This is a genomic window from Pseudarthrobacter sp. MDT1-22 (genome assembly GCF_054511035.1).
The window spans coordinates 18704-43435 of the sequence record NZ_JBTNDK010000019.1 but is presented as its reverse complement, the minus strand read 5'-3'; the positions used below and the strand labels follow the sequence as shown (position 1 = coordinate 43435).

The 24732-nt window shown below is 65.9% G+C and carries 20 protein-coding genes and 3 pseudogenes; 14 read left to right on the top strand and 9 right to left on the bottom strand.

The window, feature by feature from the left end:
- Nucleotides 1–328: 328 nt before the first annotated feature.
- Nucleotides 329–1783 (bottom strand): amidase, encoded by a 1455-nt coding sequence (locus tag ACX80M_RS14960; RefSeq protein ID WP_252610903.1) that lies wholly within the window; start codon nt 1781–1783, stop codon nt 329–331.
- The gene (locus ACX80M_RS14955; RefSeq protein ID WP_252610904.1) at nt 1776–2519 is read right to left on the bottom strand and encodes a Type 1 glutamine amidotransferase-like domain-containing protein; all 744 of its coding nucleotides are present in this window, start codon (nt 2517–2519) and stop codon (nt 1776–1778) included. The genes ACX80M_RS14960 and ACX80M_RS14955 overlap by 8 nt, the downstream gene beginning before the upstream one ends.
- A 111-nt stretch (nt 2520–2630) precedes the next feature.
- Here ACX80M_RS14955 and ACX80M_RS14950 point away from each other — a divergent pair, with 111 nt between their 5' ends.
- The 3 genes from ACX80M_RS14950 (at nt 2631) to ACX80M_RS14940 (ending at nt 4268) form a co-directional block, all read left to right on the top strand.
- Nucleotides 2631–2957, top strand: a complete 327-nt coding sequence (locus ACX80M_RS14950) for a rhodanese-like domain-containing protein (RefSeq protein ID WP_056347663.1) — start codon at nt 2631–2633, stop codon at nt 2955–2957.
- Between the two features lie 39 nt (nt 2958–2996).
- Nucleotides 2997–3974: a prephenate dehydratase gene (pheA, locus tag ACX80M_RS14945; RefSeq protein ID WP_459309910.1), complete on the top strand. Its 978-nt coding sequence runs from the start codon at nt 2997–2999 to the stop codon at nt 3972–3974.
- An 84-nt stretch (nt 3975–4058) separates the two neighbouring features.
- Complete coding sequence (locus ACX80M_RS14940; RefSeq protein ID WP_056347667.1) at nt 4059–4268, top strand: hypothetical protein; 210 nt, start codon at nt 4059–4061, stop codon at nt 4266–4268.
- 12 nt (nt 4269–4280) lie between these two features.
- Here ACX80M_RS14940 and ACX80M_RS14935 read toward each other — a convergent pair whose 3' ends face one another.
- Nucleotides 4281–5339, bottom strand: a complete 1059-nt coding sequence (locus tag ACX80M_RS14935) for a diacylglycerol/lipid kinase family protein (protein ID WP_459309909.1) — start codon at nt 5337–5339, stop codon at nt 4281–4283.
- 92 nt (nt 5340–5431) lie between these two features.
- On the opposite strand from ACX80M_RS14935, the gene serS reads away from it, so the two are divergent.
- Complete coding sequence (gene serS / locus ACX80M_RS14930; protein ID WP_459309908.1) at nt 5432–6712, top strand: serine--tRNA ligase; 1281 nt, start codon at nt 5432–5434, stop codon at nt 6710–6712.
- A 64-nt stretch (nt 6713–6776) separates the two neighbouring features.
- On the opposite strand, the gene ACX80M_RS14925 is transcribed toward serS, so the two are convergent.
- Complete coding sequence (locus ACX80M_RS14925) at nt 6777–7154, bottom strand: hypothetical protein (protein WP_252601799.1); 378 nt, start codon at nt 7152–7154, stop codon at nt 6777–6779.
- Between the two features lie 171 nt (nt 7155–7325).
- Between ACX80M_RS14925 and ACX80M_RS14920 the strand changes: the two genes are divergently transcribed.
- Nucleotides 7326–8186, top strand: coding sequence for an HAD family hydrolase (locus ACX80M_RS14920; protein WP_252610908.1), 861 nt, complete (start codon nt 7326–7328; stop codon nt 8184–8186).
- A 224-nt stretch (nt 8187–8410) separates the two neighbouring features.
- On the opposite strand, the pseudogene ACX80M_RS14915 reads toward ACX80M_RS14920, so the two are convergent.
- Nucleotides 8411–8869: pseudogene (locus ACX80M_RS14915) on the bottom strand (ThuA domain-containing protein); the annotation flags it as partial.
- Between the two features lie 149 nt (nt 8870–9018).
- Between ACX80M_RS14915 and ACX80M_RS14910 the strand changes: the two are divergent.
- Nucleotides 9019–9354, top strand: coding sequence for a DUF1761 domain-containing protein (locus ACX80M_RS14910; RefSeq protein ID WP_252601793.1), 336 nt, complete (start codon nt 9019–9021; stop codon nt 9352–9354).
- Nucleotides 9355–9376: 22 nt separating this feature from the next.
- Here ACX80M_RS14910 and ACX80M_RS14905 read toward each other — a convergent pair whose 3' ends face one another.
- The gene (locus ACX80M_RS14905) at nt 9377–9976 is read right to left on the bottom strand and encodes a hypothetical protein (protein WP_252601791.1); all 600 of its coding nucleotides are present in this window, start codon (nt 9974–9976) and stop codon (nt 9377–9379) included.
- Between the two features lie 143 nt (nt 9977–10119).
- On the opposite strand from ACX80M_RS14905, the pseudogene ACX80M_RS14900 reads away from it, so the two are divergent.
- Nucleotides 10120–12583 (top strand): annotated as a pseudogene (locus ACX80M_RS14900) (phosphoketolase family protein).
- On the opposite strand, the gene ACX80M_RS14895 reads toward ACX80M_RS14900, so the two are convergent.
- The 3 genes from ACX80M_RS14895 to ACX80M_RS14885 form a co-directional block, all read right to left on the bottom strand.
- Entirely contained in the window at nt 12580–13332 is a 753-nt protein-coding gene (locus tag ACX80M_RS14895) for a DUF429 domain-containing protein (RefSeq protein WP_459309907.1), read from the bottom strand. The pseudogene ACX80M_RS14900 and the gene ACX80M_RS14895 overlap by 4 nt on opposite strands.
- Nucleotides 13329–14618 (bottom strand): carboxylesterase family protein, encoded by a 1290-nt coding sequence (locus ACX80M_RS14890; protein ID WP_459309927.1) that lies wholly within the window; start codon nt 14616–14618, stop codon nt 13329–13331. The genes ACX80M_RS14895 and ACX80M_RS14890 overlap by 4 nt, the downstream gene beginning before the upstream one ends.
- Nucleotides 14619–14778: 160 nt before the next feature.
- Nucleotides 14779–15267, bottom strand: coding sequence for an inorganic diphosphatase (locus tag ACX80M_RS14885; protein WP_056347687.1), 489 nt, complete (start codon nt 15265–15267; stop codon nt 14779–14781).
- Between the two features lie 154 nt (nt 15268–15421).
- Between ACX80M_RS14885 and dacB the strand changes: the two genes are divergently transcribed.
- From dacB to ftsH, 7 genes and pseudogenes are all read left to right on the top strand, one after another.
- The gene (dacB, locus tag ACX80M_RS14880) at nt 15422–16918 is read left to right on the top strand and encodes a D-alanyl-D-alanine carboxypeptidase/D-alanyl-D-alanine endopeptidase (RefSeq protein ID WP_459309906.1); all 1497 of its coding nucleotides are present in this window, start codon (nt 15422–15424) and stop codon (nt 16916–16918) included.
- Nucleotides 16919–17414: 496 nt separating this feature from the next.
- The gene (locus ACX80M_RS14875) at nt 17415–18401 is read left to right on the top strand and encodes a hypothetical protein (protein ID WP_252601785.1); all 987 of its coding nucleotides are present in this window, start codon (nt 17415–17417) and stop codon (nt 18399–18401) included.
- Nucleotides 18402–18536: 135 nt separating this feature from the next.
- Nucleotides 18537–19670 carry a zinc-dependent metalloprotease gene (locus tag ACX80M_RS14870; protein ID WP_252601783.1) on the top strand — a complete coding sequence of 378 codons (1134 nt, stop codon included), beginning with the start codon at nt 18537–18539 and terminating at the stop codon, nt 19668–19670.
- 96 nt (nt 19671–19766) lie between these two features.
- Entirely contained in the window at nt 19767–20828 is a 1062-nt protein-coding gene (tilS, locus tag ACX80M_RS14865; protein WP_252601781.1) for a tRNA lysidine(34) synthetase TilS, read from the top strand.
- A gap of 30 nt (nt 20829–20858) precedes the next feature.
- Nucleotides 20859–21410 carry a hypoxanthine phosphoribosyltransferase gene (gene hpt, locus ACX80M_RS14860; protein ID WP_056347981.1) on the top strand — a complete coding sequence of 184 codons (552 nt, stop codon included), beginning with the start codon at nt 20859–20861 and terminating at the stop codon, nt 21408–21410.
- Between the two features lie 123 nt (nt 21411–21533).
- Nucleotides 21534–22477 (top strand): annotated as a pseudogene (locus ACX80M_RS14855) (LacI family DNA-binding transcriptional regulator).
- A 187-nt stretch (nt 22478–22664) separates the two neighbouring features.
- Nucleotides 22665–24731: an ATP-dependent zinc metalloprotease FtsH gene (gene ftsH / locus ACX80M_RS14850; RefSeq protein WP_252601778.1), complete on the top strand. Its 2067-nt coding sequence runs from the start codon at nt 22665–22667 to the stop codon at nt 24729–24731.
- The last annotated feature ends 1 nt before the right edge of the window (nt 24732 follow it).

Below are 24732 nucleotides of genomic sequence, written 5' to 3'. Positions count from 1 at the left end.
CCGGCAGGGGGCCTTTCTTCAGGTGGGCCTGACTCGCAAAATCAGACTTTCTCGCGCCTGCGCTCAGGGGCCGGTTCCTGGGCTTCATGGGTCCGCCGGCGACGCGGGAAGGCCCAGAAGGTGAAGTCCTGGGCCGTGTAATGCGGCTCCGGCCGGTCCGGCGGTGTTTCCTGGTGCGCTTCGGGTTTCCGGTCGGCTTCTCTCTTGTTACGCCACCCGAAATCCTCCATCGATGAATAGCACATCACAGACCTCCTCATAGTGACTGCCCCTTAATCGTCCTCCGGATCGGCCCCGGAGTCGACACCCGGAGCCGTTCAAACTGGCATCAGAAGCCGAGCTGGGCCGCCACCTGGAGCAGGAGCAGTTCCGATCCCGCCGGTCCTACAAGCTGGATCCCCATCGGCAGGCCATGCGCTGGTTGCCCGCCGGTCCAGTGCACGGGAATGGTGATGGCAGGCAGGCCGCAGACATTCACCATGGAGGACCACGGGGCGAATTCGCACTGCCGGCGGTAGTCGCCGTCGGCGTCCCCGGGCCATTCTGCTGCCGGCCACGGTTCGTCGCCGTGCGTGGCGCCGGTAAACCAGCCCACGGGGCGCGGCGTCTGCGCCAGGGCCGGCATCAGCATCAGGTCCCAGCCGCCGTACTGCGTGATCGTGTCGCGTTCGAATTGCCGCAGGAACGCCAGCGATTCATTGAGTTTTGCGGCGCTGCGCTGCTGGGCCCGGCGCCTGAACGTACGGGTCAGCGGGGCCAGAAGCGCTTCGCGGTGCGGACTGATCCGGGCGGTTCCGACGGCGGCGGTCCACGCGGTGGTGAAGGCGTCCGGGTAGCGGTTGTCGTAGCGGATGGCGGCTTCGCTGACGGCGTGCCCGGCATGCTCCAGCATTTCGGTGCCCGCCTGCAGCGCGGCCAGGGCTTCGGGTTCGGGCGTGAACGGAAAGGTGGCAAACCAGGGGCTTTCCAGGGTCAGGCCTATGCGCAGCGGGCGGGGTTCGTGCGCCACGGCGTCGAGATAACTGCTGTCAGGGGACGGCGCCAGAGCATCCATCAGCAGGGCCGAGTCGGCTGCGCTGCGGGCCAGGGGCCCCGCTACGACCAGGCGGGCGGGGTCGCCTGAACTCTCGCCCGACGGCACCACGCCGCGGCCGGGTTTGAGTCCCACGAGGCCGCAGGCGGCGGCCGGGATGCGGACGGAACCGCCGCCGTCGGTCCCTGGCGCGAACGGAAGCAGGCCCGCGGCCACCGCGGCAGCGCTGCCCCCGGAGGAGCCGCCGGAACTCCGGCTCGGGGCATGGGGATTGCGCGACGGCGGTGCGATGCGGTTTTCGCTGTACGCCGTCAGTCCAAACTCCGGAACCTGCGTCTTGCCCAGTGAGACCACGCCAGCGGCCTTGAGGACTTTGGCGAGTGCGCCATCGGCGGGCGCCGGTTTGTGGTCAAGTGCAGCGCTTCCATGGGTGGTCACCACGCCGGCGACGTCGGTCAGGTCCTTGAATGCCACCGGCATGCCGTGCAGAAGTGGCAGGGCGCCCGCGCTGCCTCCGGAGTCCCGCGCAGAGTCGTGCCCGGAGTCTTTTCGGAACTGGACGAACCGGGCATCGGCGGCGGCTGCGTCGGTCATCGCCTGATCCGCCGTGACCGTGACAAAGGCGCCCAGCAACGGGTTCTGCTCTGCGATCCGGGCCAGGAAATGGGCTGTGGCTTCCCGCGCTGAAAGCTCTCCCGCGCGGAGCGCATCCCGGAGCCGAACAGCCGGCAGTTTGTGGATGTCAGCCAAGGAAGCGAGGCTCCAGGCGCCTCTCGGAAGCGGTGGTTCCATCCGCTCCACCGGCTTCCGCGGTGACGATGTAAGCGCCCTTGCCCCGTACCTCGGCAACCGCTTCCACAAGTTCCGTGCCGTGGTAGACCAGCCCCACGCCGTCGTCCGTGCAGTGCGTTTCACCCAGCATTCCGTCAGCCACGAGCCGGTGCACCAGCGGGCGCCGCCTTTCCTCTGAGTCGTAATGGACGCCATTGGCGTACGGGAGGAAGGCCAAGCCATTGGGCACTGCACGCAGCTCCGGCCCAAACGAATCAGTGGTGCCGCCCTGGTACCAGCAGATTGATCCGGCCGAAACCCCCGCCAGCACAACTCCGTGCTGCCACACGCGGTGGAGGATGCCGTCCAGCCCGTGGGCACGCCAGACGGCAAGCAGGTTCACCACGGAGCCGCCGTTCACCCACACCACGTCCTGCTCCAGCAGATGCGCCTCCGGGTCTGCGTGGTTTGGCATGGTGAAGAGGTTGAGGTGGCTGAAGTCGAAGCCCGCCAGCCGCGCGGCCTCATCCATTTCCGCATTGAACCCGCGCTGATCCCCGGCGGCCGTACCCACGTGGGTGACCCGCGGCGGGCGTCCGCTGGCTCCGGAAAGCTCCACGGCGTAGTGCAGCAGGCGGTCAAACTCCAAGCGTGTTCGAGCACCTTGCCTGTAGCCTCCAGACGTGGCCAAAATGGTGGGCTGCTCAGCGGGCAAGGATCCTCCTACGGGTCTTCAACAGCGTAACTTGTCCCTGGTTTCGGGAGCGGGACGATCGGCTGGCGCTAGGCTGGAAGGAGACCCGTGATTCTCCGAAAGAGGACTCCCATGAGCGATTTTGATACCGTGCCCGTCAACGACGTCCCAGCCGACGCCGTGATCCTGGATGTCCGCGAAGACTACGAATGGGTAGCCGGACACGCTGAGGACGCTGTGCACATTCCCCTGGACCAGCTTCCGGCGCGGCTTGACGAACTGGACCCGGACCAGGACGTCTATGTCATCTGCCGCACTGGCGGACGGTCCTTCCGCGCCGCGCAATGGCTCACCGGACAGGGCTATACAGCCATCAACGTGGCCGGCGGAATGGACCAGTGGCTCGAGTCCGGCAAGCCACTCGTGTCCGACAACGGCCTCAAGCCGCTCATTCTTTAGTTCAGCCCGAACCTGCGTCCCGTCACCACAGAGGAATCCATGCCCGCGACACCTGTTACGTACACTTTCCTCGGGCCTCAGGGCACCTTTACCGAGGCGGCATTGATGCAGGTTCCGGATGCCGGAGAGGCCTATCGCATCCCGGCCTCCAACGTCAACGCTGCGCTGGACATGGTCCGCGATGGCTCTGCGGACGCAGCGATGGTCCCCATTGAGAACTCGGTGGAAGGCGGGGTCACGGCCACCCTAGACGCCATCGCCGGCGGGCAGGAACTCCGCATCATCCGCGAAGTCCTGGTCCCCATCAGCTTTGTCCTGGTGGCCCGACCCGGAGTGGGCATTGATGATATCCGCCGCATTTCCACTCACGGCCATGCCTGGGCACAGTGCCGTCTCTGGGTGGATGCGAATATTCCAGGTGCAGAATATGTTGCCGGTTCCTCCACCGCGGCGGCCGCCATGGGGCTCCTGGGCGGCGACGCCCACTACGACGCCGCGATCTGTGCGCCCATTGTGGCCCAGGAGCAGCCGGGGCTGACCGTCCTGGCGGAAAACATCGGCGACAACCCGGGTGCGGTGACGCGGTTCATCCTGGTGAGCAGGCCGGGCGCATTACCTGAACGGACCGGTGCGGATAAGACCACCGTCGTAGTCCCGCTTCCGGAAGACCGCCCGGGTGCGCTGATGGAAATCCTGGACCAGTTCGCCACGAGGGGCGTGAACCTCAGCCGGATCGAATCCCGGCCGACGGGTCAGTATCTGGGACACTACTTTTTCAGCATCGACGCCGATGGGCACATCGCGGACGCCCGTGTGGCCGACGCCTTGGCTGGCCTTCACCGCATCAGCCCGGCCACCCGCTTCCTTGGCTCCTATGGACGGGCGGACGCCCAAAGCTCCAGCGTCGCGCAACACACATCTGACGAGGCATTCCGGGCGGCGCATGAATGGGTCGGGCGGATTCTGCAGGGGAATGAACGGAGCTTGACGCCGCCCGAGGCTTCGCCCACAGCGTAGGCCAAGGTACTTCCCTGTGATAGTTACTGTGCGTATGCTTGCTTGATCCACTTGGGGGATGGCCCCTAATGAAGGGAACAGGTCATGAGTACCAGCAGCACAGACAACGACGGCCAGGGCATGATCGTTAATCCGAAGCCCACAGCCGACAACCAGGACTGGGACGGGGATGACGCTGACCGCGCCGACCGCCTGCGCTTCGAAGAGGAGCAGGCCATGATCCGTGAGCAGTCCGAGGCACGTGCCGCGAAAGCTGCTGCAGAGGCTGGAGCTGCCAAGAAGGCAACCGCCTGAGACGGGACCGGCTCAGGCTGGTTGGCCCTTGACCCTTATCAGAAGCGAGCGCGGCTCCACCCGGACGGTGAGCTTGGTGGCCAACCCGGACGTGTCGCCGTCGATCTGTGTCGGCATGGGCTCCGGGCACTTGATGACGATTCGGCCGGCCCGGTACATCGTCATGATGGGCAGGTTGCCCTTGTGTTTAAAGAGGATTTTCGCGTACATGGCCAGCCAGCCGATGGCGCTGCGGGGGCTCATGACCACCACGTCCAGCATGCCGTCATCGATCATGGCTTCCGGGATGAAATCGATCCCGCCCGGGACCAGCCCACAGTTGGCAAAGAGGACGCTGCGGATGTTCCGGACCTGCTCCGGCTTGTCATCCAGCGCGACTGATACCTTCCGTCGCCGCCCGGGCATGTGACGCATTCCGGCCTCGGTATAAGCAAGCCAACCCACGGCTTTCTTGAGGCCGGCATTGGTATCAGCGAGTATTTCGGCGTCCATGCCGATCCCGGCGATAACCAGGAATGCGTGCTCAGACGAGTGTCCCGTGCGGGAATTCTCGATGCCCATCCGCGCGGTATCGATGTAGCGTTGGTGGCCGAAAAGCGCTGTCTGCACGTTGGCGTGAAGGTCGTTGACATCCAGATCCACGTTTCGCGCCAGGAGGTTTCCCGTCCCCAGCGGAATCAGGCCCATGGCCACATCCGTGTGTGCGAGGGACTCTGCCACCACCCGCACAGTACCGTCGCCACCGCCCACCAGAACGACGTCGGCCTTGTAGTTCAGGGCCGACCGGGCCTGGGAGTATCCCGGGTCATCGGCGGTCGTCTCCAGGAAGAGGGGTTCGTCCCAGCCGGCTGTCAGGCAGGCGCGCCGGATGGCTTCCTTCGCTTCGGGGGCACGTGCCTTGACGGGGTTGAGGATGACGACCACGCGTTGCTGGGTGAGGCCCGTTTCGTGCGCTTCTTCATGGACCGCGCTGCGGACGTGCAGGGCCTTGAGCTTCCGGACGCCCCACCAGCTGGAGACGGCGAAAGCCAGCGCCGCCGCGCTCAGGACGTAGAGAAGCCAGTCGTTCATGGTGCTTCAACAGTATCCCGGCCGCGGCGCCGCGATTCCCCCCCCGTCCGGCCCGGCAGTGTTGGTTCCGCCGGATTCGATACTCTTGTCTGGTGATCGACGTAAAAGACCTCAGCGAAAACCCGGATAAGTTCCGTGCCAGCCAGCGCGCCCGCGGCGCAGACGAATCAGTGGTGGACGCGATCATGGCCGCAGACTCCGCCAGGCGTGCCGCCCTGATCCGGTTTGAAAACCTCCGCGCCGAGCAGAACGTCTTCGGCAAGCAGGTGGCGCAGGCCAAGGGCGATGAGAAGAAAGCCCTGCTCGCCGAGGTCAAGGAACTGGCCAACACTGTGAAGGCCGCATCGGCCGAAGCAGACGCTGCCCAGGCCAAGCAGGACGAACTGCTGCGCAGTATCCCGAACCTTATTGAGGGCGGCGTCCCCGAGGGCGGCGAGGACGACTACGTGGTGGTCAAAACCGTTGGAACGCCCCGCGAGTTCCCCGATTTCGAGCCGAAGGACCACCTGGAAATCGGTGAGCTGATCGGCGCCATCGACATGGAGCGCGGCGCGAAAGTTTCGGGCTCACGCTTCTACTTCCTGCGCGGCGTGGGTGCACGCCTGGAGATGGCGTTGCTGCAGATGGCCATGGACCAGGCCATCGAGGCCGGCTTCGTTCCCATGATCACCCCAACCTTGGTGCGCCCCGAAACCATGCAGGGCACAGGCTTTGATGTAAAGCACGACGCCGAGATCTACCGTCTCGCCGAGGACGACCTTTACCTGGTGGGCACCTCCGAGGTTGCCTTGGCCGGCTACCACGCGGACGAGATCCTGGACCTGACGACCGGCCCGATCCGGTTCGCCGGGCAGAGCTCCTGCTACCGCCGTGAGGCTGGCTCGCACGGCAAGGACACCCGCGGCATCATCCGTGTCCACCAGTTCAACAAGGTGGAGATGTTCGTTTACACCACGGTGGAGAAGGCCGCAGCCGAACACGAACGGCTCCTGGCCTGGGAAGAGGAGATGCTGGCCAAGTGCGAGCTCCCGTACCGCGTCATTGACACCGCCGCCGGCGACCTCGGCATGTCCGCGGCCCGCAAGTTCGACTGCGAAGCCTGGGTTCCGACGCAGGGCGCCTACCGTGAGCTGACCTCCACCTCGAACTGCACCACGTTCCAGGCCCGCCGCCTGAACATCCGCGAGCGTGTGGTCAACGACGAAGGCGTTGCCAAGGGCACCCGTGCCGTAGCCACCCTCAACGGCACGCTGGCCACCACCCGCTGGATCGTGGCCATCCTGGAGCACCACCAGAACGCCGATGGCTCGGTCAACGTCCCGGCCGCACTGCAGAAGTACCTCGGCGGCATGGAAGTCTTCCCGGTCCTTTAGGCTCCGGCTGCCTCGCTGACAATTCCCCGCCGCGTGGTCGATTCCCCTTGTAACGCGAGGGGGATTAGGCCACGCGGCGGGGATTCTTGCGTGTTACTCCGGCGCGTTCAAGTTTCCGCCGCAATAACTCCGGGTCGGTTACGGCTTTCCAGTCCCAGCGGACGACCTTGTAGCCAAGCGCCCGGAGCCGATCTTCACGCTTCTTCTCGGCCAGGACGGTTTCCCGTGTGCTGCGGCCGTCCAGGAGGTCGTCGTCGAGGTACTTGGCGTCGCCGTCGAACTCCCCAACGACGCCGCATTCAGGCCAGAAGAAGTCCGTCCGTGCAATGAAACCTTCATGGTCATAAAAGGAATGCTGCAGGACCGGAGCCGGGAGCCCCAAGATGTGGATGAGTGCTCTGCTCCGGGACTCGCCTACGGATTCCGAAGCCTCGTCAGCCAATTCGAGTACCTCCAGGACCCGGCGGGGAATCTACGGCTGGCCGGGAGGCGGACAGCGTGCCCAAGGTTAACACTCACACTGGGGATAACCCTGTGAGTATTAACCGGGTGTTCATGCGCGCTGTGGCCTGCGTCCTAGCCGGTTTTAGGGGGTCTCTGGTCTACTGGATGTATGACTACATTGACTGAAACCACAGTCGCTGGCATCGATGACCAGCGGATCGCAAGCGAAAACAGCACCGCCAAGTTCATGGTTGCCCTGGACGTGGACGGAACCCTGGTGGACCACGACGGCCACATGTCAGTGCCTGTCCGTGAGGCCGCCCAGGCCGTGGTGGCTGCAGGGCACGACGTCCTCATCGCCACCGGCCGTTCCCTGAACGCCACGCTGCCCATCATCGAGCAGATCGGCATCGACCGCGGCTACGCCGTCTGCTGCAACGGCGGCGTGACGCTCCGGCTGGATCCGGACCTGACCGACGGATATGAAATCATCCACAAGGCCACCTTCGATCCGGCCCCGGCGCTGAGGGCGTTACGCCAGAAGCTGCCCACGGCCAAGTACGCGCTGGAGGACGAGGACGGCAACTTCCTGTCCACGGAACGCTTCCAAGACGCCAGCTTCGGCGTCGAGGCCATCGGCGTCGACTTCCAGACTCTGCTCGAAGCCACCGCCGTCCGCCTGGTGGTGTTCAGCACCGAAAACACCCCGGAAGAGTTCACCGCAACCATCCAGGAGATCGGACTGGCCGGCGTTACCTACTCGGTCGGCTGGACGGCGTGGCTGGATATCGCCGCAGCCGGCGTCACCAAGGCCAGCGCGCTCGAACGGCTCCGCGGCCAGTTGGGGGCTGAACCCCACCGGACCGTGGCCATTGGCGACGGCCGGAACGACATCGAAATGCTGGGCTGGGCCGGGCGCGGAGTCGCCATGGGCCAGGCCCCGGAGGAAGTTATCGCCGCCGCGGATGAGGTCACGCTTTCGGTGCTCGACGACGGCGCCGCGCACGTGCTGCGCAGCCTCCTGTCGTAGAGCTGCTTCTGCCGACTTGCCTGGAGTTTTTGTCCAGATAATGCCGCCAAACGCCTCCAAACGGGCATTATGTGGACAAAACTCGTGGGTGCTTGCCAAACGCTAAGCCCCCTCGAACCAGCCCCGGGAAGGGCCGGTACGGATCGGTGCAGCTCAGGCTGGGCCGCCCAGCGCACGCCGTTTGCGAGGACCCGCTGGATCTGCGGGTGGTGGTACACCGGGTATTCCTGGTCGCCGGGGCTGAAGTAGAAGATCCGGCCCTTGCCGCGGGTGAACGTGACACCGGACCGGAACACCTCGCCGCCGGCGAAGGAGCTGATGAAGATCAGGTGGTCGGGGTCCGGGATGTCGAACAGCTCGCCGTACATCTCCTGCTCGGGGATGACGATGGGACTGTCTACACCCTCGGCGATGGGATGCGACGGCTTGACGGTCCACACCAGCTCGCGTTCGCCGTCGTTCCGCCACGCCAGGGAGCAGCTGGTGCCCAGCAGGCGGGTGAATACCTTGGCGAAGTGCCCCGAGTGGAGCACGATGAGCCCCATCCCGCCCAGGACGTGGCGGTGGACGCGTTCGACGACGGCCTCGCTCACCTCGGCGTGGGCCATGTGGCCCCACCACAGCAGGACGTCGGTGTCGGCGAGGATGTCCTCGTCGAGGCCGTGCTCATCGTCGGTGGCCAGGACCGCCGTCGTGATCTCGGCGTCTGGGTAGTAGGAGCGCAGCCCGGCCGCGATGGCACCGTGGATGCCGTCAGGGTAGATCTCCCCGATGTGGGACGGCTCGTTGAGGGCCTCGTGGACGCCCTCGTTCCGCCCTAGCGAGCTTCATCGTGGGAGGGCTCTGGTACTCGGTGCTCTTCGCTAAGGTATGGCAGCGCGAGGCCGGTGTCACGGCTGAGCAGCTGAAGAGCGGGACCGTGCGGGTTTTTGTGGGATCGTTCCTGCTCGCAGCGGTGATGGCCGTGGTGCTCGCGGCGTTTATCGGCGACGGCGGTGCCGGATTCGGTGCCCTGGCCGGGCTGGCTGCGGGCGCGGCCTGGGTTGCGGCTGCCCTGGGCGTCAACTACCTCTTTGAACGCCGCAGCCTCATGCTGTTCGCCATCAATGCCAGCTACAACATCGTGACGTTCACGGCGATGGGGGCGATCATCGGCGCCATGCAGTAGCGGCGGCGTGAGTCAGCTGCGTTCAGCGCACCTCAAGGATGAGTGCAAGCAACCGTGCAGCAGCGGGGCGGGCAGCGTGTTCCTCGTTCCATTGGGACCGGGCCACTGCTTTGCTGACGGCCTGGGTGGTGATGCTGAGTTCCTGGGCCACCGCTTTCTGCTGTCCGCGGACGCCGGGAGTCATGAGGTCCAGCACGCGCCATTCAGCCCCGGATCTGTCCCGCACTATATGGCCCAAAAGCCGCAGCACGGCCTCGGCCTCGTGGGCGACGTCTGCCAACGGTCCTTCCACTGCGACCGGGATGCGTTCCTTGCTGTTCCGGAGCCTGTCCACCGCGCGCCGGGCATAGATCAGGCCGTGGCCGGAGGCATCCTTGATTTGGTTGGGAAGCGGCTCGTTGACCGGCCCGACGCCGAGCCCCACGTACCAGGAGCCGCAGCGCAGGGCGATCAGGGCAGCCTCCACGGCCTGATGCGGGCAGTCCACGATGCCCTGGACTTCATCCTCCACAGACCGGTCGAAATCCAGGCGCGCGGGTATGTGCCGCAGGTCCTTCAGCAGCTGAGGGACGCGGTCGCCGTCGCGCCGGCTGTCGGTCTGGTTGATGGTCAACGTGAACATGTGAAACACAGACTACCGGTTAGTAGTTGGCCCAGGGCAAGTCGGCAAGGAGTCCCTTAGGGCCAGGGTTGTGCCGCGTACCGATAGGTGTTGCGATGGAGGCTCGGCTGCCGACGGCGGCGCGCAGCTACGTGAGGATGGTCATGGCCGGCAGCATGGGGCAGGACAACTTGGGGGAGGAAACACTGGACCTCGTGGACCGTTGGTGGCGGGCCGCGAACTACCTTTCCGTGGGGCAGATCTACCTGCGCTCAAATCCGCTGCTGCGGGAACCCCTTGCTGCGGACCACACCAAATCCAGGCTCCTGGGCCACTGGGGCACCACTCCCGGGCTGAACTTTGTGTACGCACACCTCAACCGTGTGATCCGCCGGGACCAACAGGAGATGCTCTTCGTTGCCGGCCCGGGCCATGGCGGTCCTGCTGTTGTGGCGAACGCCTGGCTTGAGGGCACGTACTCGGAAATCTACGGCCAGGTGGGCCCCGACGAGGCAGGAATGGCCGAACTCTTCCGCCAGTTTTCCTACCCCGGCGGCATTCCCAGCCACGCGGCGCCGGAAACCCCGGGTTCCATCAGCGAAGGCGGTGAACTCGGGTACGCGCTGGCCCACGCCTACGGGTCCGTGTTCGACAATCCCCAGCTGATCACCGCCGTCGTGATCGGCGACGGCGAGGCCGAAACGGGGCCGCTCGCGGCGAGCTGGCACTCGCACAACTTCCTGGATCCGGCCGCGGATGGTGCCGTCCTGCCCATCCTGCACCTGAACGGCTACAAGATCGCCAACCCCACTATCCTGGCGCGCATGCCGCAGGAGCAGCTGGAGCAGCTGCTGCGCGGTTACGGCCACGAACCGTATTTCGTGACCGTCGAGGACCCGAACGACACGGAGCAGGCGCACCGGGACTTCGCGGCCGCCGTCGACACCTGCCTGACCGGGATCCGCGCCATCCAGGACTCCCGCCGGGGCGGGGCGGACGGGGCGGGCGGGACAGCGGACGACGGCGGCACTGCGGCCGGTGCCGCAGGAAGCGCCGCTGCGCCGCACTGGCCCATGATTGTGCTGCGCTCGCCCAAGGGCTGGACGGGACCGCGGATAGTGGACGGACTCCAGGTGGAGGGCACCTGGCGGAGCCACCAGGTCCCGCTGGCGGAAGTCCGCACCAACGGCGCACACCTGAAACAGCTGGAGGAGTGGCTGAACTCCTACCGTCCGGAGGAGCTGTTCGACGCCGAGGGCAGGCTCAGGCCCGACGTAGCCACGAATGCGCCCACCGGAAACCTCCGGATGAGCGCCACCCCGCACGCCAACGGCGGACTCCTTCGCACACCGCTGAAGCTGCCCGCCTACGCAGCCCACGCCGTCGACGTCGCGGCGCCGGGAACCGAACGGATCAGCCCCATGATCACCCTGGGCTCGTGGATGCGGGACGTTATCTCGCTGAACATGGAGAACTTCCGCCTCTTCGGGCCGGATGAGACGGCATCCAACCGGCTTCAGGCCGTCTACGAAGTGACGGACAAGGTCTGGCAGTACCGGATTGACGACGTCGACGAGCACCTTGCGCGTTCGGGCCGGGTTCTGGAGGTGCTCAGCGAGCACCTGTGCCAGGGCTGGCTGGAAGGGTACCTCCTGTCCGGCCGGCACGGGGTGTTCAGCTGTTACGAGGCCTTCATCCACATTGTGGATTCCATGTTCAACCAGCACGCCAAGTGGCTCAAGGTCCACCTCAAGCTCCCGTGGCGCCAGCCCGTGGCGCCAGCCCGTGGCGTCGCTGAACTACCTGCTCTCGTCCCATGTGTGGCAGCAGGACCACAACGGTTTTTCGCATCAGGATCCCGGATTCATCGATCACGCGGTGAACAAGAAAGCCGAGGTCATCCGGGTGTACCTGCCGCCGGACGTGAACACGCTGCTCTCGGTCATGGAGCACTGCCTGGCATCCACCGATTACGTGAACATTGTGGTCAGCGGCAAGCAGCCGTCGCCCACCTGGCTGGGCCCGGGCGACGCAGCGAACCACTGCCGCCGCGGCCTGGGCATCTGGGAATTCGCGGGTTCGGAGGTGCCAGGGGAGGACCCGGATGTTGTTCTGGCCTGTGCCGGGGATGTGCCTACGGTGGAAACAGTGGCCGCGGCCGAACTGCTGAAGCGGGGCGTCCCGGGGCTGAAGGTCCGCGTGGTCAACGTGGTTGACCTGATGCGGCTCCAGGACGTGAGTGAGCACCCGCACGGCCTTCCGGCGTCGGACTTTGACGGCATCTTTACCCCGGACAAACCGATCATCTTCGCCTACCACGGCTATCCCTCGCTGATCCACCGGCTGGCCTACCGCCGCACCAACCAGGACGGCCTGCACGTGCGCGGCTACAAGGAGGAAGGGACCACCACCACGCCGTTCGACATGGCCATGCTCAACGGGATCGACCGCTTCCAGCTGGCCATCGACGCCATTGACCGCGTACCCGGCCTGGCCGAAAAGCACTCGCTGCTGCGGCAGGACCTTCAGGACCGGCGGATCCAGGCCCGCGAACACACCCGCACGCACGGCGAGGACCCGGAGGAGATCCGGAACTGGACGCTGATGGCCCAAAAGGAAAGCAGCTAGGCCAAGAGATCGGCCAGCGGGCCGGACGGAACGTGGATCCAGCCTTCGGTTAGAGCTGCGGCAGCATAAAGGTCCGGTGGACGGAGAGTCTGGGTCGCCGCCACGGCGCGGGCGGTCAAAGAGGCGATCACCGCGTCAAAAAGGTCGTCGGAGGCAGTCAGCCGGTCCTCGTTGCCGGCAAGGTCCAGCCATGGCGCCGCCGCGACCAGCTGCTCCAGAATCACACCAAGACGCTTGGACTCAGGAGTGCCCCGGCCTTTGTAGCCACGGGCCTGGAGACCCCAGACTTTGAGGGAGGCTGCAGGGTAGACCTCTGCTAAGCGGCCGGACCCGTCCCTGGCCTGCGGCCCGTACTCAGCGGCGATCTTGGCCTGAATCACAGCACACCGCATGGCCGGGTGGGCGAGCCGGTCGGCGGAGACGCTTAGCGGAATCAGCCCGGTGTGCCCCGTGACGAAGCGGTCAGTTTCCCGGTAGGCCAGCAGTCGGCGTCCCTCGATGCCGTCGTGGTCCAGGACTGGATGCGCGTCAAAATTCAGGTGGCCTGTCAGGAACGGCAAGAAGGCGTCCGGCCAGCCAACTGGGCAGTCGATCGCGGTCATCGAACTGGCGCCGAACAGTTCCACAATTTCCCTGTCATGCACGTCGAGGGCGAGGTGCTCCAGGCGCGCAGTGCCAGCATCCCATTCCAAGACGGCGACGGCCGTCTTTTTGGTCGCCGCTGCTAGATCGACGCCCAGTGTCCTCATCGCGCTGCACGGTACTGCAGCGCGCCGGGAATCCTGCCCGCCTGCTCAAGGCCGTCGCCGCGGGCAAAGTCAGCCCACAGCCGGCGCATCTCGCGGCCCACGGCGTCGATCTCAGCCCAGGTTGCGCCCTTGAGGAGCCCGGCGGCGGCCCAGGTCTGCTGGTTTCCGAAGAGCAGCGGCAGGTCAACGGTGTGTGCGGCGCGGTAGAAGTTTCCCGGTGCGCCCCAGGACAGCAGGTAGCTGTAGGCCTTGCCTCCCGCGCGGGCGTGACGGCGGGCAAACTTCCGGGCTGCCCGGCCGTAGACCGCCTCCGTCACCGCCCAGTTGATGGCTTTCACGGCGGCCGCACCCAGCACCGGGACTTTGCCCAGCAGGCTGACTACGGGACTGCGGGGCAGGAACAGCCGGGCCTCGTCGGACGTGTGCCCGATCAGCACTTCGATGCCCGGGGCCGTGGCGTTCCAGGCGGCCTCGACGCGTGATTCCGGCGGCAGCGGGGCGTGGCTGTACTGCGTGCCGAACGGCATGGCCGCCATCAGGCCGTACTTCCGGGCCACCTGTGACACGTGGTCTTCGATGGCCACAACGTCCAGCATCGGGGTGTCCTCCGTGACGGCTTCGGCGGCGATGCCCATGGCACGGCTCATCTTGTGCCGGCCGCGGGTGATCCCCAGCGGTGCACTCTGGATGATGGCCCGCTGGAACAGGGACGGTGCCTCGGGCGTCGCCATGAGGTGGGCTACGGAGTCGCCGCCTGCGGACTGCCCGAACGCGGTGACCCGCCCCGGATCCCCACCGAAGGCCGAAATGTTGCGCTGCACCCACCGGAACGCTTCCAACTGGTCCAGCAGGCCGAGGTTCGCGGGCCGGCCGGTGCCGGTGGCCAAATATCCGAACAGGCCCAGGCGGTAGGTCACGGAGACCACGATGACCCGGTTCTCCGATACCAGGGACTGGGCATCAAAGATCGCCAGGTCGCCGGAGCCGGACGTGTAGGAGCCGCCGTGCAGCCACACCATGACGGGGACCTGTTCGCCGTCGGCAAGCCCGGCCGGAGCCGTGATCGACAGGCGCTGGCAGTCCTCACTTCCGGGGAGCTCGCCGTACCGGGTACCCAGGACGTCGTCCAGGAACGGAACGGGGCCCTGCGGGCAGGCGGGCGAGAGGGTGGTGGCAGCAAAACCGGCAGTCCAGTCGGGCGCTGTCACCGGAGGCTGAAAGCGGCCCGCGGTGGCGTAGGGGATACCGGTTGCGCGAACCACCTCACCGTCCCGCCACCCTGTGATGGGCCCGCACGGCGGTTCAAAATACGGCGGCTCAAAATACGGGGGATTCGAAGGCTCGGAACTCACCCTCCACCTTAAACCACAATGCGGGGTCACTTCCTGCCCAATTCCGGAGGTGGAATGGGCGGGAAGTGACCCCGCGTTGCTGAGACCGTGCGGACTAGTGCGCTGCCGGCACGTAACGCTTGATGGAGGCTTCCAGCTCGGCCTCGGCGGCGGCGCGGTCGCCCCAGCCCTCGGCCTTGACCCACTTGCCCGGCTCCAGGTCCTTGTAACGGGTGAAGAAGTGCTCGATTTCCTTGATCAGGAATTCGCTGACATCGCTGATTTCCTGGATGTGGTCAAAACGGGCGTCAACCGGGACGCACAGGACCTTGGCGTCGCCGCCGCCGTCGTCGGTCATGTTGAAAACGCCGATGGGGCGGGACTCAACGATGACGCCGGGGTGCAGGTCGAAGTCCTGCAGGAGCACCAGTGCGTCCAGCGGGTCGCCGTCTTCGCCCAGGGTGTTCTCGAAGAAACCGTAGTGCGTGGGGTACTGCATGGAGGTGAAGAGGACGCGGTCCAGGCGGACGCGGCCGGTCTCGTGGTCAACTTCGTACTTGACGCGAGATCCCTTGGGGATCTCGATGGTCACGTCATGCTTCATGGAATGCTCCTCGGCAATTGCAGGGGGTTCGCGGCACAGGAGACGAACAACAAAAAGGAGTGTCGGTGCCGCCGACTACTATTGAGGATATAGCGAGAGGCCCAGGTTTCAGGAACTTGCGGGGAAATTTCAGGACTTGAGGACCAGCACCAGCATGAAGGAAACATCGCGTCCCGCAGGGATAAGGGCGGCGTTCAGGCGCACGGTCCAGCGCAGACTGCGTGCCTGGCCCACCGCGCTGCTCCTGGCCGTGATCGTTATGCTGGCCCTTCCCGCCGCGTGGCTGGTTGCCCCTGCTTTCGTCAGCCCGCGTCCTGCGGCGACACCCGAAGTGCCCGCCTGGCAGCAGGCCCCCACCGCGCTTTCCGCCAGAATGGGCCTTTCTCCGCTCACGGAGTCGGCGCCCATCCCGCTGCCCTCCGCGGTCGCCGCTCAGTTGGGCGGATTGTTAAAGCCCGACGGCGACGGCAGCTTCACGGGGCTGGTCCAGGATGCGCTCACTGGCCAGGTCCTGTTTGACCGCGGAGGTTCGGAGAGCCGGATCCCCGCCTCCAATATGAAGCTGCTCACTGCCGTGGCCGCCCTGCGCGCAATCGGGCCGGACCACCGTTTCAGCACCAAGGTCCTGGCCGGGCCCGCTGCCAATCAGGTGGTGCTCACCGGCGGTGGCGACGTCCTCCTGGGTGCCGGGGAATCCGCGCCCAACCAGGTGATGGGCCGCGCCGGACTCGCCACCCTCGCCACCGCCACCGTGAACGCGCTCCAAGCCGCCGGAACAACCGGCGAGCTGACGGTCCTGGTGGACGACTCCCTGTTCACCGGCCCAACGCTGAACCCCGCCTGGGCGGACGGGGACGTTGCGGCGGGCGAGGTTGCCCCGCTGTACCCGCTTGCGCTGAACTCGGCGCGCTTTGACCCGGCCGTGACCACCGGACCCCGCCCGCAGGACTCTGCAATCACCGCCGCCGAGGCGTTTGCGGCGCAGCTCAAGACGGCGGGTGCCGCTGCGGGACTCACGGTAGCGGCCGGCGTCGAACGTTACACCGCACCCTCGGGCGATGCGCCCCCGGCAGAAGAGCCGGCGGTGCTTGCCGAGGTCCAGTCCGCCACGGTTGGCCAGCAGGTGGACCTCATGCTGCAGACCTCGGACAACTACCTGGCGGAGGTCCTGGGCCGAATGGCCTCGGCGGCTGCGGGGGAGCCCGCCAGCAACGACGGCGCCACTGGAGCAGTCCGCGCACAGCTCGCGGATTTGGGCATCCCTACGGACACCATGCGGCTCGCGGACGTGTCCGGGCTGGCGCTGGGCAACCAGGTCTCTGCCCGCCAGTTCGCGGAAGTGGTGCGTGCCATCACCAGCGGGACCGACACCCGTTTGCGGGCCGCGCTGGATGGATTTCCGGTCGCGGGGCTGACCGGAACACTGGACACCCGCTACGTCGATGGCTCCACGGCCCGCGGTGCCGGCCTGGTGCGGGCCAAGACCGGGACCCTGAATTCGGTCATCGCCCTCAGCGGCTACGTGGTGGACGCCGACGGCCGGCTCCTGGTCTTCTCCTTCATCGGCAACGACCTGAAGCCTGGCGCCGCCGGGAACCGGGAAGCCCTGGACCGAGCCGCCACGGCGCTCGCCGCCTGCGGCTGCCGCTGACCTGCTCCTACCGCAACCGGGTTCCTACCGTAACCGCTGCCCTGCGCCGCAATAGCGGTGCCGGGCAACACCGTTCGTGCGGGTCCGGACCGCTGTTATGCGGGCCTGCTCTTTTGGGAGCAAGTACTTGCGGCGCGGCGGGCGGAAAAACAAGTACCGGCTACTCGTGACACTTGACGGAGGCCAGCCCTAGGCTCAACCACACGCGGGCTCCGTGTTTGGCTACGCACGGAACCTCCGACGTCGAAACCGTCATTAGGGGTGAGGCTGGTGTCCATTTCCGATCAAATTCCGTGATGGCGTCCCGACCCGCTCCCGCCAAGGCGCGGCACGGCCTGACCTTGTGCTCGAGGCCGCGTGTTCGGCGGCTCTCCGCGCTCCCGTACAGAGGTCTTCGGATCGGTCCCAGACCCGGCGCGGTTTCGACAGCGCTGCCCCTCGGTGAGCTCCTAAACGGGGCGCCCGTGACAGTTGCTGAAAGCAATAAATTCCGAGAGTGAAGGCCACAATGATGTTCCAGCCAAATAAACGACTATCAGCCCTTAGTTCCGCTTTCACGCTGCTTCTGGCAATGTCGACGGTGGCGTCGTGCGCGGCGCCGGATGCCGGGCAAGCGCAGCCCACCTCCACCGGCACTTCGGAGCCGGCATCGCCGTCAGGGTCGCCGACAGCGACGTCGCAGGCGCCAGAGCTGTGCGGGCCAGGGTCTGCGGTCAACTTCGACAAGACCACCTTCCAAAGCTCTCCGACGATCGACAACAAGTGGTTTCCGCTAAAGCCAGGCACCGTGTATTCCACCACCGGCACGGTCGCCGCTGAAGATGACACCACCGAACGCAGGGTCACACACACCGTAACCGGCCTGACCAAGGTCATTGACGGTGTGAAAACCCTGGTGATGTGGGACCGCGATTACCAGGACGGGGCGCTGGTTGAATCGGAGCTGGCCTTTTTTGCCCAGGATAACGCTGGAGCGGTTTGGCTCTTCGGTGAGTATCCCGAGGAGTTCGAAAACGACAAATTTATTGGGGCGCCCAATACTTTCATCCACGGGATTTCGGGGAGCCAAGCCGGCATTGCAATGCAAGCGCAGCCACGGACCGGCACGCCGGAATATGTTCAGGCTCACGCGGCTTCAGTGGGTTTCCTCGATTGCGCGCGTGCCTACGAGGACAACGTAGCGCTATGCGTCCCCACCGACTGCTACGAAGGCGTGCTGGTGATTGATGAGCACAATCCGCTGGAACCGGATGTAGGCCACCAGCGTAAGTTCTATTCAGCCGGCACTGGGCTGGTAAGGGTGACAGCCGAGGGTGGCGTGAAACAGGAAACCCTGGACCTCGAAAAAATCGAACAGCTCTCCGACGCCCAACTGGCCGACGTCAATGAACAAGCACTTGAGCTCGACCAGCACGGATATGAGGTCAGTAAGGACGTCTACGCCAAGACGGCTCCTGCCGAAGTTGCCACCAAGACTCCGTGACGTGGGTGAAGGACAGCGCAACCGGCCGATTTCTGAAACGAACCACACACAGGCGCAGGTCACCGGATGCCCCGAGCCGTTCGCCGGTCAGCGAACTTAAGGACCATCCGCCGTCCGCTGTGATGTGATGGGGCTATGGAGTCCACTGTGCGTGATTCGTCAGCCCCGGCATCATCCAGCCCGGCCCCGGCCCTGATCAACTGGGACCTGGCCGCGTCCACGGCGGCCCGGCTGGCCTCCGCGGGGCCAACCCTCAACTCGGCGGAAATCGGCGAAGCCGTGGACAGCCTGCGCCGCCTCGCCGACGCCTCCGTCCCGCACGTCCACGAAATCACGGGCCTCGAAGCCGCGCGGGACCTGCGCGACTCCTCTGTCCTGGTGGTGGACCGGGCCAATTGGGCCAAGGCAAACACACAGAGCTTCGCCGTGATGCTCAAACCCGCCATGGATAAAATGCTCGAAAGCCGCCGCGGCAACGTCAGCCCGGCGGCGGCCAGCGTCAGCGGCGCCATCACGGGCAGCCAGCTCGGCGCTGTCCTGGCGTTCCTGTCCAGCAAAGTCCTGGGCCAGTACGATCCGTTCGCCGCGCTCGCCGAAGGTTCCAACGCGCCCGCGGCTGGCCGGCTGCTGCTTGTGGCGCCAAACATCGTGGCTGTGGAGCGCGAGCTCAACGTCACGCCGGAGGATTTCAGGCTCTGGGTCTGCTTGCACGAGCAGACGCACCGGGTGCAGTTCGCGGCTGCGCCCTGGCTCCGCCACCACATGCTTTCCGAGATCGACAACCTCAGCGGGCACCTGCTGGGCAACGTTGATTCGCTGATGGAGCGTGCCTCCGCCGCCGCGCGTTCCCTCAAGGACCGGACCGCCACCGGCAATACGCCCGGCCGCGGCGCCATCCTGGACCTGCTGCAGAACCCCGAGGAGAAGGCGTCCCTGTCGCACCTGACGGCAGTGATGAGCCTGCTGGAGGGCCACGCCAACGTGGTGATGGACGCCGTCGACGCCAGCATCGTCCCCTCGGTCAGGACCATCCGGCAGCGCTTCACCGACCGTGGCAAAGACCGCGGCGTGATGGAGAAATTCATCCGCAGCCTCCTTGGCCTGGACGCCAAGATGCGCCAGTATTCCGACGGCGCCAAGTTTGTCCGCGCCGTAGTGGAGCTGGTTGGCATGGAGGGCTTCAACAGGGTGTGGGAATCCGCGGATAACCTTCCCACCGAGCCTGAAATCCACGATCCCAAGCTGTGGGTTGACCGGATGGGCCTATAGGTGCCGCACGCCCCAAAGGTGCCGGACGCCCGCACGGCTTCAAGCGGACGACGACGGCCCGGCCGGCTTGCGCCCGTCGTCGGCAAGGCGCGCAAAATGGTCCAGAACGCCCTGGCGGACGCCGGCTATCCGGCCCACGTGCTGGTGGCCTGCAGTGGTGGACCGGATTCGCTGGCCCTCGCGGCGGTGGCAGCCTATTTTGCCCGCCGCGGCCACGTTGACGGGTACCCACTGACGGTCGGCGCCGTCGTGGTTGACCACCAGCTGCAGGAGGGCTCGGCCCAGGTGGCTGCGGCCACAGTCCAGACACTGAAGGAACTGGGTCTTTCCCCGGTGGACCTCCGGACCGTCACCGTCGCCAGCACCGGGATGGGCCCGGAGGCCGCCGCCCGGGATGCCCGCCATGCAGCGTTGGAGGCTGCGGCCCACGAGCACCGAGCCGCGGCCATCCTGCTCGGCCACACGCTGGACGACCAGGCCGAACAGGTCCTGCTGGGTCTTGCCCGCGGCTCCGGCACGCGCTCGCTGGCTGGAATGCGGCCAGCCCGCGGCCTGTTGCTCAGGCCCTTCCTCGGCCTGCGCCGCGCAGAGACCCTGGAGATCTGCGATGTCGAAGACCTCGAGCCCTGGCACGATCCCAGCAATGCAGACCCGTCGTTTGCCCGCTCCCGGACCCGGGTGGAAGTGCTGCCGATGCTCGAGGAAAAACTCGGGCCCGGCGTGGCTGAATCCCTGGCCCGGACCGCGTCCATCCTGCAGTTGGACGCCGACTATCTGGAGGACGTGGCAGATCGCACATTTGCAGCCTTGGCCGAGCGGTCCGGACCGGAGGTCAGCCTCCCGGAGGAGGCTCTGGGGGAACTTTCCCCGGCCATCAGGTTCCGGGTCATCGCCAAGGCAGCGGCCGACGTCGGGGGCCAACAGCCCAGCTACCAGCGCCTTCTGGCAGCGGAAGCGCTGCTGCGCCGGCAGGGTTCCGCCGGTCCCGTGGAGCTGCCTGGCGGTGTGAGCGTGTACCGGCTGTCCCTCGCCGAGCTGGCCCAGCGGGACGCTGCGGAAACGCGGCCCGACGGTCCCGACGGCGGCGCCCCCGTTCCCCGTGAAGCGGCCCGCTGTGGGAAGCTAGTATTCCGGCCTCAAAAACCGCCCCAAGAATAGTCGCACCCCGCATCTACACAGGAGCCATTGGTGGATTCAAACGACGTCCAGGCAGACCTCAAGCACGTTCTCTACACCAAGGAACAGATCCAACAGCGGATCGCTGAGCTCGCTGCGCAGATCGACAAGGACTACGAAGGCCGCGAAATCCTTCTGGTCGGTGTACTCAAGGGCGCTGTGATGGTTATGGCCGACCTCGCCCGCGCGCTCCACAGCCACGTTTCGATGGACTGGATGGCAGTGTCCTCCTACGGCTCCGGCACCCAGTCCTCGGGTGTTGTCCGGATCCTCAAGGACCTGGACACGGACCTGATGGGCAAGGACGTCCTGATCGTCGAGGACATCATTGACTCCGGCCTGACCCTGTCCTGGCTCAAGACCAACCTGGAATCCCGCGGCACCGCTTCCGTGGAGATCTGCACCGCCTTCCGCAAGCCCACGGCCGCCAAGGTGGAGATCGACGTCAAGTACGTCGGCTACGACATCCCCAACGAGTTCGTGGTGGGCTACGGCCTGGACTACGCCGAGAAGTACCGCAACCTGGACTTCGTGGGCACGCTCGCCCCGCACGTTTACGAGTAGCCACTCTCGCCCCGCACGTTTACGAGTAGCCACTCTCGCCGAGATGGCATTTCACGGCAGTCGCACCAACGGACGCTGCCGTGAAATGCCATCTCGCTGCATTGCAGAGGACGTGGGAGACCGTTGAGCAACAAGAACATTGGGATCAAGGACGTAGCAGTCGCCGCCGGGGTGTCTGTTACCACGGTCTCCCATGTCCTGAATGACGTGTCGTACGCACGGATCAGCCCGGAAACCAGGGACAAGGTGAAGTCCGCCGCTGAGCAGCTCGGCTACGGCCCTAACCGCCTGGCCCAGGCGCTCCGCACCCGGCGGACCGGAATGCTGGGCCTGGTCAGCGAGGATATCGCCACCACACTCCATGCAGGTCGCATCATCCTGGGCGCGGACGAGGCCGCCCGTGCCCGCGGCTACAACCTGATGATCATCAATACGTCCGGATCCGCGAGCCCCGAATCCAGGGATGCCGACGTCGAGGCCTTCCTGGAGCGCCGGGTTGATGGCATCCTTTACGCCACCATGTACCACCGCCACGTGCAGCTGCCCGTCAACCTTGGCAGCGTACCGGCGGTGCTGGTGGACTCCGTCAGCACCGGCGGCGGCATCACGGCCGTGGTGCCCGACGAGGAGGGCGGTGCCCGCACCGCCGTCGGAATCCTCCTGGCCTCGACGGCGACGCGGCACCTGTCGAGTCGGAGCTCTCCGAAGTGCAGGGAGGCTATGCGGCGGTCCGCCGGATGTTGGGGCGTGAAGACAGGCCCACCGGGCTGTTCTGCTACAACGACCGGATGGCCATGGGCGCCTACCGGGCCGCTGCGGAGCTGGAGCTGTCCATCCCCGGGGACTTGTCTGTGGTGGGCTTCGATGACCAGGAACTCATCGCGGCAAACCTGTACCCGGGCCTGACTACGGTGGCCCTGCCGCACTACGAAATGGGTGCCTGGGCGGCCGAGAACCTGATCGACGCCATCGAGGGCAAGACGGACCTGGCCCTCATGGCGCTCCACCCGACCATCCTGGACTGCCCGCCGGTACTGCGCGATTCGGTGGCGGCGCCCGCGCGCTGATCCGTTGGCTGATCTGGGGAGTCCCGTTTGCCTCCCACATCCCGCTACGCCCAGAGGGAACTTTTGCGCAGCACCGTGCGTGAATTACTCCGAACGGTGTATAGCTAGTAGCTGATGCAGCATCACACGCGCGCAGACCATTCGCCGTGCAGCACTACCAGGAGGGACGGGGCCAGCCCCCGAACAGATGAAAGCTAAGAGTTTCTTCAAGGGCCCGGGCATCTGGATCGTTGTTGTGATCGCCATGCTTCTCGTGGCCTTTGCAACACTGGCTCCCGGTGGTGCGGCACGGATCGACACGGACAAGGGCCTCGAGCTCCTCGCCGACAGCGGCAAGGTGGAGCAGGCAAAGATCTTCGACGGCGAAAACCGCGTTGACCTGGTCCTGAAAGACACCCTGCAGGTCGACGGTCAGGACAAGGGCAAGAGCGTCCAGTTCTACTTCGTCGACGCCCGCGCCATCGACGTCGTCAAGGCCGTCACAGCCGCCAAGCCCGCCAATGGCTACACGGACCAGCCGATTGAAAGCAACTGGTTCTCCGGCCTGCTCTCGCTGCTGATCCCCGTCATCCTGCTTGGTGCACTGTTCTGGTTCCTGATGACCCGGATGCAGGGCGGCGGCTCGAAGATCATGCAGTTCGGCAAGTCCAAGGCCAAGATGGTCAACAAGGACATGCCGCAGGTGACCTTCGTTGACGTTGCCGGCGCGGACGAGGCTGTGGAGGAGCTCCAGGAAATCAAGGAGTTCCTGCAGGAACCGGCCAAGTTCCAGGCCGTGGGCGCCAAGATCCCCAAGGGCGTGCTGCTCTACGGCGCTCCGGGAACCGGCAAGACCCTCCTGGCCCGTGCCGTCGCCGGTGAGGCCGGCGTGCCGTTCTTCTCCATCTCCGGCTCGGACTTCGTGGAAATGTTTGTCGGCGTGGGCGCGTCCCGTGTCCGCGACCTCTTTGAACAGGCCAAAGCCAACTCTCCGGCCATTATCTTTGTCGACGAGATCGACGCCGTCGGCCGTCACCGCGGTGCCGGCATCGGCGGCGGCAATGACGAACGTGAGCAGACCCTCAACCAGTTGCTGGTTGAAATGGACGGCTTCGACGTTAAAACCAACGTCATCCTGATTGCGGCCACCAACCGCCCCGACGTCCTGGACCCGGCCCTGCTGCGTCCGGGCCGTTTTGACCGCCAGATCTCGGTGGACGCCCCGGACCTGATCGGCCGCGACCAGATCCTACAGGTGCACGCCAAGGGCAAGCCGATGGCCCCGGGCGTTGACCTCAAGGCGGTCGCGAAGAAAACCCCCGGCTACACCGGCGCGGATCTCGCGAATGTCCTGAACGAGGCCGCCCTGCTGACCGCACGCTCCAACGCCAACCTCATCGATGACCGCGCCCTGGACGAGGCCATCGACCGCGTCATGGCAGGCCCGCAGAAGCGCAGCCGCGTGATGAAGGAACACGAACGCAAGATCACCGCGTACCACGAAGGCGGACACGCCCTGGTGGCGGCAGCCCTGCGGAACTCGGCGCCGGTCACCAAGATCACCATCCTGCCCCGCGGCCGCGCCCTGGGCTACACCATGGTGGTCCCGGAGAACGACAAGTACTCCATCACCCGCAACGAACTGCTGGACCAGATGGCCTACGCGATGGGCGGCCGCGTGGCGGAAGAGATCGTCTTCCACGATCCCTCCACGGGAGCCTCCAACGACATCGAAAAGGCCACCTCCACGGCCCGCAAGATGGTCACCGAGTACGGCATGAGCGAACGAGTCGGCGCGGTACGCCTGGGCCAGGGCGGCGGCGAACCCTTCCTGGGCCGCGACGCAGGGCACGAGCGCAACTACTCGGACCAGATCGCCTACGTGGTGGATGAGGAAGTGCGCCGCCTGATCGACCAGGCGCATGACGAGGCCTACGCCATCCTCACCGAAAACCGGGACGTCCTGGACCAGCTGGCCCTGGAACTCCTGGAACGGGAGACCCTCAACCAGGCTGAGATCGCGCACATCTTCACGGACATCCGCAAGCGTGACTTCCGCGAGGTGTGGCTGTCCAAGGAGACCCGTCCGGTCCAGCAGGCCGGCCCCGTGGAATCCCGCCTGGAGAAATCTGAGCGCGAAGCCCAGGAGGAAGCCAAGCAGGCCCGTCTCGAGGAACCGCTGGACGCGCTGCCGCTGCACCCGCAGGGTGTCCCGGATGACGCCTCGTTCCAGGGCGGCATCCCCGACTCGGGGCCTGACGCCACGCACGGCTAAG